12 protein-coding genes, 3 tRNA genes and 1 pseudogene are annotated in these 14,086 nt (G+C 39.4%); 6 read left to right on the forward strand and 10 right to left on the reverse strand.

Annotated elements, in window-relative coordinates:
* Positions 1 to 12: 12 nt before the first annotated feature.
* Complete coding sequence (gene recG / locus J4N46_RS01055) at positions 13 to 2,127, reverse strand: ATP-dependent DNA helicase RecG (protein WP_208057528.1); 2,115 nt, start codon at positions 2,125 to 2,127, stop codon at positions 13 to 15.
* Positions 2,128 to 2,270: 143 nt separating this feature from the next.
* Between recG and J4N46_RS01060 the strand changes: the two genes are divergently transcribed.
* Together J4N46_RS01060 and J4N46_RS01065 are read left to right on the forward strand one after the other, a co-directional pair.
* Positions 2,271 to 2,684, forward strand: a complete 414-nt coding sequence (locus J4N46_RS01060; protein WP_208057532.1) for a lipocalin-like domain-containing protein — start codon at positions 2,271 to 2,273, stop codon at positions 2,682 to 2,684.
* 8 nt (positions 2,685 to 2,692) lie between these two features.
* Complete coding sequence (locus J4N46_RS01065) at positions 2,693 to 3,985, forward strand: TolC family protein (protein WP_208057533.1); 1,293 nt, start codon at positions 2,693 to 2,695, stop codon at positions 3,983 to 3,985.
* A 153-nt stretch (positions 3,986 to 4,138) separates the two neighbouring features.
* On the opposite strand, the gene J4N46_RS01070 is transcribed toward J4N46_RS01065, so the two are convergent.
* The 5 genes from J4N46_RS01070 to J4N46_RS12575 all read right to left on the reverse strand — a co-directional run bounded on the left by J4N46_RS01070 (position 4,139) and on the right by J4N46_RS12575 (position 5,090).
* Positions 4,139 to 4,213, reverse strand: a tRNA-Val gene (locus J4N46_RS01070).
* 36 nt (positions 4,214 to 4,249) lie between these two features.
* A tRNA-Val gene (locus J4N46_RS01075) sits at positions 4,250 to 4,324 on the reverse strand.
* Positions 4,325 to 4,361: 37 nt separating this feature from the next.
* Positions 4,362 to 4,436, reverse strand: a tRNA-Val gene (locus J4N46_RS01080).
* Positions 4,437 to 4,776: 340 nt separating this feature from the next.
* Entirely contained in the window at positions 4,777 to 4,965 is a 189-nt protein-coding gene (locus J4N46_RS12570; protein WP_009414905.1) for a hypothetical protein, read from the reverse strand.
* Positions 4,959 to 5,090, reverse strand: coding sequence for a tellurite resistance TerB family protein (locus J4N46_RS12575; protein WP_236013507.1), 132 nt, complete (start codon positions 5,088 to 5,090; stop codon positions 4,959 to 4,961). Before J4N46_RS12575 ends, J4N46_RS12570 begins: the two co-directional genes overlap by 7 nt.
* Positions 5,091 to 5,299: 209 nt before the next feature.
* Between J4N46_RS12575 and J4N46_RS01090 the strand changes: the two genes are divergently transcribed.
* Complete coding sequence (locus J4N46_RS01090; protein WP_009414903.1) at positions 5,300 to 5,551, forward strand: type B 50S ribosomal protein L31; 252 nt, start codon at positions 5,300 to 5,302, stop codon at positions 5,549 to 5,551.
* Positions 5,552 to 5,595: 44 nt separating this feature from the next.
* Here J4N46_RS01090 and J4N46_RS01095 read toward each other — a convergent pair whose 3' ends face one another.
* From J4N46_RS01095 to J4N46_RS01110, 4 genes and pseudogenes are all read right to left on the reverse strand, one after another.
* On the reverse strand, positions 5,596 to 6,471 hold the full coding sequence (locus J4N46_RS01095; RefSeq protein WP_208057534.1) for a CPBP family intramembrane glutamic endopeptidase: 876 nt from the start codon (positions 6,469 to 6,471) through the stop codon (positions 5,596 to 5,598).
* A gap of 23 nt (positions 6,472 to 6,494) precedes the next feature.
* Positions 6,495 to 7,937, reverse strand: a pseudogene (locus J4N46_RS01100) (alpha-L-fucosidase); the annotation flags it as partial.
* A 47-nt stretch (positions 7,938 to 7,984) separates the two neighbouring features.
* On the reverse strand, positions 7,985 to 9,079 hold the full coding sequence (locus J4N46_RS01105) for a CapA family protein (RefSeq protein WP_208057537.1): 1,095 nt from the start codon (positions 9,077 to 9,079) through the stop codon (positions 7,985 to 7,987).
* Positions 9,079 to 10,218: an AAA family ATPase gene (locus J4N46_RS01110; protein ID WP_208057545.1), complete on the reverse strand. Its 1,140-nt coding sequence runs from the start codon at positions 10,216 to 10,218 to the stop codon at positions 9,079 to 9,081. Before J4N46_RS01110 ends, J4N46_RS01105 begins: the two co-directional genes overlap by 1 nt.
* Before the next feature lie 355 nt (positions 10,219 to 10,573).
* Here J4N46_RS01110 and J4N46_RS01115 point away from each other — a divergent pair, with 355 nt between their 5' ends.
* The 3 genes from J4N46_RS01115 (at position 10,574) to J4N46_RS01125 (ending at position 14,071) form a co-directional block, all read left to right on the forward strand.
* Positions 10,574 to 12,121 (forward strand): phosphoethanolamine transferase, encoded by a 1,548-nt coding sequence (locus tag J4N46_RS01115; RefSeq protein ID WP_208057549.1) that lies wholly within the window; start codon positions 10,574 to 10,576, stop codon positions 12,119 to 12,121.
* Between the two features lie 34 nt (positions 12,122 to 12,155).
* Complete coding sequence (gene fbaA, locus J4N46_RS01120; protein WP_208057560.1) at positions 12,156 to 13,223, forward strand: class II fructose-bisphosphate aldolase; 1,068 nt, start codon at positions 12,156 to 12,158, stop codon at positions 13,221 to 13,223.
* Positions 13,224 to 13,336: 113 nt separating this feature from the next.
* Complete coding sequence (locus J4N46_RS01125) at positions 13,337 to 14,071, forward strand: Bax inhibitor-1/YccA family protein (protein ID WP_208057562.1); 735 nt, start codon at positions 13,337 to 13,339, stop codon at positions 14,069 to 14,071.
* Positions 14,072 to 14,086: the final 15 nt, after the last annotated feature.

Here is a 14,086-nt window from a genome sequence, read left to right on the forward strand (position 1 = left end):
TAAATTATCAAATTACGAAATATATTTCCATAAGTTTTTATAACGTTGCAACTGCTCAAGAGTGTAAGCGATACACTGATGTTCTGGCAAAGTAAGATTAGGGTCTTTTTTAATAATTGCAATTGCTTCAGCACGTGCCGCTTTTAGTATATCTTGGTCTTTTACAATATCGGCTATTCTCAGGGCAAGTACCCCACTCTGCTGGGTTCCCATTAGGTCACCAGGACCCCGCAGTTTAAGATCTACTTCGGCAATCTCAAAACCATCGTTAGTGCGCACCATTGTTTCCATACGCACACGGGTATCGTTGCTCATCTTGTTGCCTGTAAGCAATATACAATAGCTCTGTTCACTTCCTCGCCCTACCCTACCCCTCAATTGGTGCAGTTGCGAAAGCCCAAAGCGTTCAGCACTCTCAATTACCATTACCGAAGCATTAGGCACATTCACCCCTACTTCTATCACAGTAGTAGCCACCATTATTTGGGTTTCGTTGCGCACAAAACGCTCCATTTCAGCATCTTTTTCAGCAGGTTTTAGCTTGCCGTGTACTATTGATACTTTGTATTTAGGGGCTGAAAATAAAGAAGTTATATAGGCATATCCTTCAGTAAGATTCTTAAAATCAAGTGCTTCCGACTCTTCTATCAGTGGGTATACCACATAGGCTTGTCGTCCTTTGTCTATCTCTTTTCTAATAAATTCGTAGGTTTCCACTCTTCGGTTTTCAAAGTGATGTAGCGTTTTTATAGGCTTCCGCCCTGGTGGCAATTCATCAATTACCGATACGTCCAAATCACCGTAAACACTCATCGCCAAAGTGCGCGGTATAGGGGTAGCCGTCATCACAAGTATATGAGGCGGAATATGATTTTTACGCCATAGTTTAGCACGTTGCTCCACCCCAAAACGATGTTGCTCATCTATGATAGCCAATCCTAAATTGTGAAATTGTACCTTGTCTTCTAGCAAAGCGTGCGTACCAATCAAAATTGAAAGGGAGCCTGCTTGCAATTGTTCATCTAATAAGCGGCGCTCTTTAGTTTTTGAAGAGCCCGTGAGCAAAGCCACCTCCACCCCCGTATCTTTCAGTAAGTTTGCAATACTTTGATAGTGCTGGGTAGCCAATATTTCGGTAGGTGCCATCAAGCACGCCTGAAAGCCATTATCTACTGCCAACAGCATCGTCATTAGGGCAACAATAGTTTTCCCAGAGCCCACATCACCTTGCAGCAATCGGTTCATCTGTGTATTAGACCCCAAATCAGCGCGAATTTCTTTCAATACCCGTTTTTGAGCATTGGTAAGCGGAAAAGGCAAATGATGGTTGTAGAAGTTCATAAATACCTCGCCCACTTTCTTAAAAGGCATTCCTTGAAATTTCTGCTTTTGCAATAAATTCTTCCTAACTAATTGTATTTGAATGTAAAAAAGCTCTTCAAATTTAAGCCTTACAGTGGCTTTGGTAAGCATCGCTTGTGTAGTAGGAAAGTGAATATTGAGCATCGCCTCCTGCTTACCTATCAGGTTCAGTGTGTTTAAAAGATTTTCAGGAAGATTTTCAGCAAAAGTAGTCCCCACCTCTTCAAATAGCGTATGAATAAGCTGTCGCATCACCCTATTGCTAATGTTGCGTTTGGCGAGTTTTTCGGTAGAAGGATACACAGGTTGAATGCTGCTATAGCCTGCTTTATTGAAATCTACAAGCAAAACCATTTCAGGGTGAGGCATTGAAAAAGTATTGCCAAAATGATTGAGCCTACCAAATATTACATAAGGCTCGTTGAGTTTCAGCGTATCGCTAATCCATTTAATACCTTTAAACCACACCAATTCCATCTGTCCCGTTTCATCCACAAAAGTTGCTACTAAGCGCATTCCCTTTTGCTGTGCCGATTCTACAGTACGCCAATGCACCACCTTTCCTATAATCTGCACTTCAGCGTTATTAGGCTGCAACTCATTGATTTTATAAAACTTTGTACGGTCTATATAACGATTAGGAAAAAGGTTCATCAAATCTTGAAACTCTTCTATGCCCAATTCGCTCTTCAGCAGCTCAGCACGCTGTTTGCCCACACCGCGCAAGTATTCTATAGGTGTATGTAATACGTTTTCCGAAATCATAGTGGTAAAGGCAGATTATAAAGTGCAAAGATAGTAATAATTAGCAAATTCACAATTGGCAATGCATAATTTTTCTATCAATTAGCTGTAATTCAATTTTTTTTCATACTTTTGTATTCATAATCATTTAAAAGTTTATTTTTATGCGTAAATTACTAACTTTTATATACTTTTTTTCTACGCTATCAGTAGTCTTTGCCCAGCAGCCCGATAGCCTTCCTACACACCCTCTCATAGGCACTTGGACGATACAAGAACAACGCTTAGACGGCGGCAGTACACACCTAAATGACTGCGAAAAACAAAGCACCTATATTTTTACTACCGATGAAATCATTGAGAATTATTACAAAAACTACAAAGGCAATTGTGTTGTACTCAATACCAACAAAGATAAATATACCCTACAAGGCAATCGTATCATACGCCGTGACGAACCCGAACTGAACAATACTTTTTATATACGTGATAACATCCTTACCCTCACCTTCTCAGGTAAAGACGAAGACGGTAATAAACACATAGCCATCATTATTTTGAAAAAAACAAACCCATAGAATATCAAATGAAAAAAATACTTTTTTTGCTGTTAGTGCCCGTAATAGGTACTGCTCAAAACCTTTGGACGTTAGATGCTTGTATAGAATATGCCAAAAATAACAACCTATCTATCAAACAATCAGAAGTAGATATCGAAGCTACTAATATAGATGACTTGCAAGCCAAAGCCGCTTTTTTCCCTTCAGTAAATGGTAACCTTTCTTATAACCTAAATCAAGGTAAAAACATCAATCCCGTTACCAACCAGTACGAAAACGCCTTCTTTCAATCTGCTTCAGAAGGGGTAAGTGTAGAGCTCACCCTGTTTGCCGGACTACAAAACTGGCGCAAGCTACAACGGGCTAAGCTCAACCACCTTGCCTCGGTATACCAATCCGAAAAAATGAAAGACGATATCGTACTGATGATTATCAATGCCTATGGCGAAGTATTGAGCTATAAAGAGCAGTTAAAAAACCAAAAAGCACAATTAGAAATATCTAAAGAAAGTTTAGAGCGCACCCGCAACCTTATAGAAGCAGGCTCTCTACCACAAGGCGATATTTACGAAGCCGAAGCGCAAATACTCACCCAAGAACAACAAATCATTGCAACCGAAAATGCCCTTTTTATTGGCAAAATGGGGTTAGCACAATTGTTATTACTCAAAAACTACCAAGATTTTGACATTGTTGATAACGGTTCCGAAAACCTAAATAACGACATACTCAGCAAAACACCACAAGAAATTTACCAGCACGCACGTGAAGTAATGAATGATGTAAAAATAGCCGAAAACAACGTTACTTTAGCTCAAAACTCCCTAAGTATAGCCCATTCGGCTTACTCTCCACGCCTATCAGCCCAATGGGGTTATAACTCGCGATGGACAAAAAACGAACTGCAAAACTTTTGGCAACAATTAGATGCCAACAAAGGTATGTTTGGCGGACTTTCATTAACGATTCCCGTATTCAACGGATTTAATACCTTAGGAAACGTAAAACGACAACAACTAAATCTCATAAAAGCAAAGTTAGCCAAAGAACAAGCCGAACAAAATACCGAAAAGAAAATATACCAAGCCTATACCGATGCTGCTAATGCTAAAAAACTGTTTGAGGCTACCCAAAAAACTACTCAAGCCAAGCAGCAAGCCTTTCAGTACGCCCAAGAACGACATAACGTAGGCTTGATGAATACCTTCGATTTCAACCAAGCAAAATACCAATACGAAAATGCCCAAAACGACGTCGTAAAAGCAAAATACCAATATATTTTCAAATTAAAAGTATTAGAATACTACTTCCAGCACTAATTTAGTCGTATCCCTATACACACTTTGGCAAAGTTTTAGACTTTGCCAAAGTTTTTCCTCACAATCACACCACACACTTTGGCAAACTTTTCCCTCACAATCACACCACACAAAATAAAAAAAGACCATTACAAAAGTAAATGGTCTTTTTTGTGGACTCTACTGGATTCGAACCAGTGACCCTCTGCTTGTAAGGCAGATGCTCTGAACCAGCTGAGCTAAGAATCCAAAGATTATAAAAATAATAATAAAATCTAAATTTTGTGGGTCCTACTGGATTCGAACCAGTGACCCTCTGCTTGTAAGGCAGATGCTCTGAACCAGCTGAGCTAAGAACCCCAAAAATAATAATAAAACCTTAAATTTTAAACCTAAGTGGGTCCTACTGGATTCGAACCAGTGACCCTCTGCTTGTAAGGCAGATGCTCTGAACCAGCTGAGCTAAGAACCCTTACGTTTTAAATCGGGTGCAAAAGTACAACCTTTTTTTGTAACCTCCAAATATTTTCCAAACTTTTTTACAAAAAATATACCTCAACAACCCTTACTACCTGATTATTAGCAGATAGTGGCTAATCCTAACAACACAAAAATCTTTAAACGCTTTTTAAAATTCTTTGCAACTCTTCCTTACCACTACGCCCTTCATACTGTGCTATCCCCCTATTCCACCACGCACTATAACTATACTCTCGCCACACACTTCAGCCGGACGCAAAAAGTAATTGCCAAAAGCTATATATTCCAACGCCTACGGATAATTTCCTTTGGCAAACACCTCGCCGTAAACCTTACCAATAACCATAGCTTGTTGTACTACGCTCATACCATTCCTGCCCCACCTTATGATTATAAGGAGCAGGCAAATAATGACTCTCCCCCAAGAAAAGCACCTTTAAAGGAGCTTGAGAGTAGTGTTTTCCAATAAAAGGAAAAAGTTCAGGGTGTAAGCCGTAGCACGGCAAGCTGTTTTTCAACATAGCGCACTAAAATTATTGTTATGCATTTTCTCCAATTCAGCAACTCTTGCCTCATCAATACCTAAGGCAGTAGCTAAACGATTGAGTAAGCAGCGTTCGCGCTCTGAAATTGTTCCGTTTTGCAAAGAGTTTCTGTATTTCTTAACGAGGGTGGTTACAACGCAGCAAAGATAACACTATTTTTAAAAACTCACAAATATTTATTAAAAATTTTAACAATATTTTTAGCTATCACAAGTGTACGGCATTTTTTTCCTTAAAAGTATTGCATTTATAAAAAAAAGTCGTATCTTTGCGCCCTGAAAATTACGTAATTAAAAGATTTAACATTGCAATGAAAAAAGAAATTCATCCAGCATCTTACCGATTAGTAGCTTTCAAAGATATGTCAAACGACGATATCTTTATCACAAAATCTACGGTAGATACTAAAGAAACTATTGAAGTAGAAGGAGTTGAGTATCCTTTAGTGAAATTGGAAATTTCTCGTACCTCTCACCCTTACTACACAGGAAAAGCGAAACTTATCGACACAGCCGGACGTATCGACAAGTTCAAAAACAAATACGCTAAATTCCAAAAATAAAAAAACCTCCATATGGAGGTTTTTTTTATGTCTTATCCCTAACGCTAAGGGGTTATCAAACGCCTATACCAGTTTTTCCAGCCGTATTTTCGGGCGTAAAGCCACAATAGCAACGGGAAAAGCAATAATGGCAAAAATACACTGATGCCCAACTGAGGCTCAGATATATCACGCAATAGGGCGGGCACCTGAAAAACCGACCAATCAGAAGTTACAAACAACATCGTAAAAAAGTTATTGGCGGTGTGAAATCCCCAAGCAAGCTCAAGCCCATCATCCATAAGGGTAGTAATACCCAAAAAGAATCCTGTTGCGATATAATATACCAGCAACCCCATTCCCAACTTTCCTACTTCGGGGTTGGCAATATGCATCAGCCCAAAGGTAACCGAAGTGAAAAACAACGGCAACCACGCATTGCGCACTCGCACTCCTAAGACTTGCATCAGGTAGCCTCTGAAAAAAAATTCTTCAAAAGCAGTTTGTATAGGTACAAACACTATCGCCAGCAATAATAATATCGCAAACTTATCTGCCTGAAAGTTAGCTACATAATTTTCTGGATGCATAAGATAATCGGCTAGGGTAACCGATAGTGTTATAGCCCCCCATAGGCAAAAAGCCAAGAAAAATCGTTGCCAGCTAAAGCGTTCTCGGCACGATGCAAGCTTTATAAGCGGCAGCTGGTGTACGTATTTATACCACACCAGCAACACGCCTAAAAATACTGCAAAAACAGCCATATTCTCAAATAGCACCTGCAATTCGCCTTTTTGGGCTATCATTGCTTTCGTTAGGGCAGTTACATCTATTACTTGGGCTATCAAAAAATTGAGTGCTGTGAATCCAAAAAGAAGCACAGGCAATACTATGTAAAACCACTTAGGGCTTGGCGATAATCTTCCGTTGTATAAATACATTATTGAATAGTGTTTTCTGATAGGTAAATACCCATATTGCTAATTAGCGGTGTGCTCTTAGCCTCCAAAATTGTAAAGCGAACTTTGGTAGCGGTTACCGTATCAAAACGCAAAAGGCGTTTGTAACCAATAGTAGTACCTTCTTCTATAGTAAGCCACTTGCCATTATTTTCGTACTCCAATTTAAACTTTTTAACGCGTTGCCCCAAACTGATAGGTTCTTGTACCAAAAAGCGATTGAAAGCTGTCGGTTTAGCAAAAGTAATTTCTATAGTACCCTGTGTCAAGCCGTCATCGGTTGCCCAATAGGTATTTTTATCGTTGTCGGCTACATTTTCAGCAGCATATTGTGATGAGTTGCCTCGTACATTATCAGCTTTTAGGGTAGCTTCTGGCAATATATTATGAGCAAAATCTTTGTTGATAGATTCTTTTAGCTCCATTAGTCGTTTGATGTCGTTTTCGTGCACCAAGCCGCGTCTATCTACGGGCAAATTGAGCAATAAGCTGTAACCACGACCCACCGAAGCGTAGTAAATATCGCGCATTTCGGCAAGCGAGCGCACTTTGTCATCTTCGTGGCTGTGGTAATACCACCCTGGGCGAATAGATACATCGGCTTCGGCTGGTATCCAAAATTCGCCGTTTTCTTCACCTGTTTGCAAGTGATTGCGGTAGGCAGTTTCATCGTGTTTAAAGTCTTTATTAGGGGTATACAAAGCCCAGTTGGTAGGCGTACCTTTTCCTAATTCGTTGCCTATCCATCGTATATCAGGACCTTCATCGCCAAACATACAAGCTTCAGGCTGCAATTCACGCACTATTTGGTATATTTTATCCCATTGGTAGTAAGTTTTAGCATCTATTTGTCGGTTTTCGTTAGCACCTCCGTAGTAACCTGTTCCGCCATTAGCCCCATCAAACCACACTTCAAATACTTTCCCGTAATTAGTAAGTAACTCTCTCAATTGGTTGTGATAATAGGTTACGTATTCGTCTTTGCCATATTGAGGGTGATTTCTGTCCCAAGGAGATAAATAAACCCCAAACTTGATACCTTCTTTTTGGCAAGCTTCAGACAATTCTTTTACCAAGTCGCCTTTGCCGTCTTTCCAAGGAGAATTTTTTACAGAATGCTCTGTATACTGCGATGGCCACAAGCAAAAACCATCGTGGTGCTTAGCTGTTATGATAATTCCTTTCATACCAGCATCTTTCACTACTTTCACCCATTGGTTTACGTCTAATTCAGTAGGATTGAAGAGCGTAGGGCTTTCAGCACCTGTTCCCCACTCCATATCGGTAAAAGTATTCATATTGAAATGAATAAAAGCGTAGTACTCCATTTCGTGCCAAGCAATTTGTTTGGCAGTGGGTAAAGCTCCTATGGGCGTAGGTGCTGGTACTTCTTCTTTTTTACAAGCAGCAAGGCTCAAAGCCAATGCTAATAATACTAATTTTTTCATTATATATAGTTTTTTTTAGTTTTTAGGTATGACGACTAATGGCTATATTACTCTTCCCCTACCAATATATTGTTTTGGTGGAACAACTTGCGCGAGTTATTAATAAACACTTTCATCTCTTCTCTTGCTTTATCAGTAAGGTCTTTATAGTTAGCAGCTTCATAATCTTTACAAGGTAAAATTTCAAAAAGATATTTTTTATTAGCTTTAAGCGTGCGGTTCACCCATACCAATTGGTAGCTTTTTTTTTCTATAAAAGTGCTATAACCGTCTTTGAAAAGGGTAAGCCCCACCATAGCACCGCCATCAGATGGACTGGTGCGCTGGTTAGAAACGAAATTGCCCAGCGAATAAACTACCAGCTGCTCGTTGTGCAACCCCGTTTGGGGGCTGTAGTACATTGGTTGCAATACGTGAGGATGCCCACCAATGATTATATCCACTCCGTTATCAAACAGAAACTTAGCAACACTTTCTTGTTGTTTATTTTGATGCTGTTGATACTCAATTCCCCAATGAATTACGACAATCAACTTATCTAATTTATTTTTTTTAGCATTTTCAATATCTTGCTTCATCAGTTCGGTATTGATGCGATTCACTACCGTAGGTTCGGGTACAGGCAAACCGTTAGTGCCATAGGTATAATTGAGTATTCCTACCGTGATGCCGTTTTTAGACAGCACCAAGAGGTTGTTTTTGTCAAACTCTGCTTTGTTTCTGAAAGTACCTGTGTGAGGAATTTGCAGTGAGTCGAGAACATCTAAGGTACGAATAATTCCTTTTTTACCGCGATCGCAAGTGTGATTGTTAGCAGTTACAAAAGCACTGATACCCGCCTCTTTGCAGGCAGCCGCCAAAGCATCAGGCGATGAGAATTGCGGATAGCCTTTATAAGGTGCTCCTGCAAGAGTTACCTCAAGGTTGGCAATAGTAAAATCTGCTTCGGCAAACTTATGTTTTATTTTGGCAAAAACAGGAGTATAATCGTATTGCTTGGTAGCGGCATTGTAAGCTCCGTCTATTTGAGGCCCGTGCCCCATTACATCACCTATAAATAAAAGCGACAAGCGGCTGCCCACCTCTTGCCCCTGCAAGGTAGTAATAATAAGTAAAGAAGCGTAAAAAAGTATTTTTTTCATTATTTAAAGCCTATTTTAGCAGGTTTTTCGTCTTCTTTTAGTTCTTTATTGTCAATATTTGTAAGCTCGGCTAATGAATAAGGTCTGTCTACCTTGAAACCCCTATCAATAGATTGCAAATAGCGATTGCATTTTTCTATTGTAAGCTCTTTAAATTTATATTCGGCTATCAGGCGCCCTTTGCGAAGCAGTGCAGGATCTATTTTAGAAATATCCGAATTGAAAGTGCATATCAGTTGGCACTCCAATACATCCGAAAGCATACCATCAGCAATATTGAGGATAGAGGAAACCACATCAGTATTATTGTTCAGCACGGTGCGTTCAGCAATGTAATTTTCGCAGTCTTCAAGCACTAAAACCGAATTTTTATTATCGATAAGCAACCCAATAAAAGCGGGGTCGGTGAGTGAAGCTATCATAGAGGTAGGCACAAAAATGAATTTTTTGTTAGGTATTTGGCTGGTAAGCCATTTAATGTAGTTACTTTTTCCAGAACCAGCAATGCCATGAAAAAGTACAACTCCTTTATCGCCGTTAGTAAGAGTTTCTTTCACGTGGTGATGTATTTCTAAAAAATCATCGTTGTACATTGTATCAAAGTCGATGCGATAAGGCTTAATAGTATGCGTTTTCACATCAATACCTCGCTGGGTTCTCAGCAGTATAGAGACTTTAGATTCTTTAGATACGTACTTTTCTAAATAATCAGAAAAAATTTTTTTAAGGTTATCCTTGCTATTAGGGTTGAAATTCTCGTAGTATACCGAATTGACTTTGTAGAGTCCGTCCTCAAATATCTGGCTGTCGTATTCGTTAGAGAGGTTTCTATCAATGATAAGGAACACCTCTAATTGAGGGTGAAAATAACACTCTTCAGACTCGTACAATTCGTTTTGTTTAGAAGCATAGTCGAAGATATAGAAATCAGTGCATTTTACGAAGTGTTTTAGCTTATCGCGCTGGATAACAAGGTCATCACTTCCGCAATAGATACGCGCCATAAGGTCGTCTAATAACGAGCGATAAGGATTTGCAAAAGTGAGTACTTTGTATTTGTCATATACTTCTAAATGGTCATCAGTATCCACTTGCAAGATATTTACAGGGTGGTAGTATTTAGATTCTTTTATTTTCATTATCTGCGATTTATATTTTTTTCAGAAATTTATTGAAATGCAAAGGTAGTGTTTTTTTTTGAATTATAAAATTTAAATTAACTTTTTTGTTTTTTTGACATACTAGGCTGTAGTGCGAGCCGCACAGGCATCACATACTCCGCTGCGCCAGCTCGCGGACTTTCCTTCGGTGCGAGCCGCACAGGCTTATCGTTCGCTCATCCTTCGCTCAAGGTTCGCTCATCGTTCGCTGGAAAAGAATTTTGAATTTTGAAATTTAATTTTTTAACTTTTTTTTTGCATATACAATTATTATTTATAACTTTGCAGTCGAGAATATTAATGACTAATATGATGACTAAAAAGCTATAGAAGAATGAAAAAATATTTATTTGAGATATTTTTATTAATTTTCAGCATCGGACTTCCTTTTGCGCTAGATACGGCACTGCCTGTATATGGTATGCTCTCTACCTTTTTGTTATTCCTTGCGCTAAGACGTCTTTGGTATTGGCTCTTCTTTGCTGTTTTTGGCTTTGTACTTATCACTAGTGTACTCTTCTTGCCACAAACATTGTGGTTTGGGCATCCACCCGCTACTATGATTGGGGCTTTCTTTGAAACCGACTTGCAAGAATCTAAAGAATTTGTACAATCACTACCTTGGTATGCCTATGGTACTTCAATCATTACTTTCCTCTTCGGAATTTATATCCTCTATTTAGGCAAGAAAAAACAATATACCCCCAGTGTAAAACACCACTTTTATACATTTATTTTCACACTGATTGGTATCGGGACGGCACTTTATAAACCTATAAAAACGGTTTGCGAAGGGGGCAACTTCAGCTTGGTAGATTCGCGTACTTCTATTATTACATTTTACGCCTCTATCAATGCCAATTTGCAAGAATATTGGCAATTAAAAAAGGAACTTGAGCAGGGCATTGGGGGTACGCCCTCGTGGCAGATAGAGAACGTTCATCCTGAATATAAAGACTATGTACTGGTGATAGGCGAAAGCGTACGCCGTGATTATATGCACGCTTATGGTTTCCCACTGCAAAATACCCCTTTTATGGAAAACGTAAAAGGCACTGTAATTGAGGGATTTACAGCTACCGCTCCTAATACAACTCCCTCTCTATTGCGCACTTTTGTAGTGAATAAAGGTACTCAGATGGATTATGCTAACAACCTGATAACGCTGGCTAATATGGCAGGATTTGAAACCTATTGGTTGTCCAATCAAGGGTATGTAGGGCAATATGATACACCTATTACCAAAATAGCCTCGCTGAGCAAATACATTACTTTTACCAAAAAGGGCTATTCAAGCTCTATGAATTATCACGACACAGTGCTACTGCCTGTATTAGATAAACTATTACAAGAAAAAAGCGATAAACCTCGCTTATTTGTACTTCACTTGTTGGGCTCACATACGCTTTTTGAAGCGCGTTTAGAAGCACCTATCCACTTTGATTATTACAACCGAAAAATATCGGCTTACGTGCAAACCATAGAACAGACGGACAAGCTGCTCTCTGGAATCTATAAAACACTACGCACCAATAGCCAAAAATTCAGTATGATTTACTTTGCCGATCACGGACTGATGACGCAAGATAGAACATCAGCATTTGCATCGCTCACTCACGGCGATACGCACCCTAATAAGGCGTGCTACCGCGTGCCTTTTGTGCTTATCAACAGTAACGATACTGAACATAAACACTTAAAGGTAAACAAATCGGCTTTTAACTTCCTGAAGGGGTATGCTCATTGGTTGGGCATCAAAGAGCAGTCGCTGAATAACAACTATAGCTTCCTATCCCCCACCCCCGATAGTTTGCAGGTATTCAACCACTATGAAAATGTACCTTTTGAAAGTTTAGAAGAAGACGATATACTAAAACCGTAATAAAATTGTATAAAAAAACTAATTTATAAAAGAAATGGCACATAACATTAAAAAAGGCGTAATCCTTGGAACAGACGTTCAGGAAGTATTTAAATACGCCAAAGAAAAAGGTTTTGCACTACCAGCAGCCAACGTTATCAGCTCAAACTCTATCAATGGGGCATTGGAAACTGCTGTAGCAGTAAATGCGCCTATGATTATTCAGTTTTCTAACGGAGGAGCTCAGTTTATGGCTGGGAAATCACTCTCTAACGAAAACCAACGCGCAGCCGTATTAGGAGCCGTTGCAGGAGCTAAACACATTCACCTATTGGCAGAGGCTTACGGGGCTTCTATCATCTTGCACACCGACCACTGCGCTAAAAAACTATTACCTTGGTTGGACGGTATGCTCGATGCTTCTGAAAAACACTTCAAAGAAACTGGCAAACCGCTATTTAGCTCGCATATGATAGACCTATCGGAAGAGCCTATCAAAGAAAACATCGAAACTTGCAAACGCTACTTAGAGCGTATGAGCAAAATGGGTATGACTCTTGAAATAGAGCTTGGTATGACAGGTGGCGAAGAAGACGGAGTAGACAATTCGGGTGTGGATAGCAGCAAGCTTTTCACGCAACCTGAAGATGTGGCTTACGCTTACGAAGAACTTTCAAAAGTAAGTTCGCAATTTACTATTGCTGCTGCTTTTGGTAACGTACACGGGGTATACAAACCAGGTAATGTGAAACTAACTCCTAAAATATTGAGAGATTCACAAGAGTATGTTTCTAAAAAATACAACTTAGGACACAATGCTCTAGACCTAGTATTCCACGGAGGTTCAGGCTCTACCCTTGAAGAAATACGCGAAGCAATATCATACGGTGTAGTGAAAATGAACATAGATACCGACTTGCAATATGCTTTCACCGAAGGTATTCGTGATTATATGAGTGCTAAAGCAGCTTATTTGCAAAGCCAAATAGGTAACCCTGAAGGACCTGAAGCACCTAACAAAAAGTACTACGACCCTCGTGTTTGGCTTCGTGAAGGTGAAAAAACATTCGTAAAACGATTGAAAAAAGCCTTTGAAGACCTTAACAACGTAAATACATTGTAAGATACTGAGAAGTATAAAAAAGGGACTGCTAAAAGGTACAACTTTTTGGCAGTCTTTTTATTTGGCAAAGTTTTTGCTACATTATAGATAATAATTAAAATACAAATAAAACTATGAGTTACAATTCTAATTACAACACGGGTTACAACACCAGCTACCAAGCACCACAATTGGTGAGCTATGCAGCTCCCGAAGCGCAGGCTACTTTTTACCGAAAGACATATAGCCACGTGGCGATTGCCTTATTGGCATTTATAGCGGTAGAAACTGCCTTACAACTCGTCATTCCGCAAGAGTTTATGTTTAAAATGATAGAAGGCAAATGGGTATGGATGTTTGTGTTGGGTGGCTTTTGGTTGGGCTCTATGCTTGCCCAAAGATGGACACAATCACAAGACCGCAATACGCAGTATATGGGCTTGGCTTTCTACGTATTTTTAGAAGCACTTATCTTCCTGCCAATGATAGCTTTCGCAATGATAATGGGCGGCACTGCCATTTTGGCACAAGCAGGGATTATTACTTTGGCACTTTTTGGAGGACTTACAGCGCTGGTATTCTTCACTCGTGTAGATTTTTCGTTCTTGCGTTCGGTATTGGTAATAGGCGGCTTTGTATCTTTGGGGCTTATCGTAGCAGGAGCTATCTTTGGCTTTGATTTAGGCTTGTGGTTTTCGCTCCTAATGGTAGGTTTAGCTGGTGGTGGTATCTTATACGAAACTTACAACATTAAGAACGTATACCAAACTGACCAATATGTAGGTGCTGCACTACAGATGTTTTCCTCAATAATGTTGCTTTACTGGTATGTATTGCGCATATTATTATCACTGATGAGAAGAAACTAATTTGAAACATAAAAA

Origin of the sequence: Capnocytophaga bilenii (assembly GCF_017565765.1) — a bacterium.
Lineage (GTDB): Bacteria > Bacteroidota > Bacteroidia > Flavobacteriales > Flavobacteriaceae > Capnocytophaga > Capnocytophaga bilenii.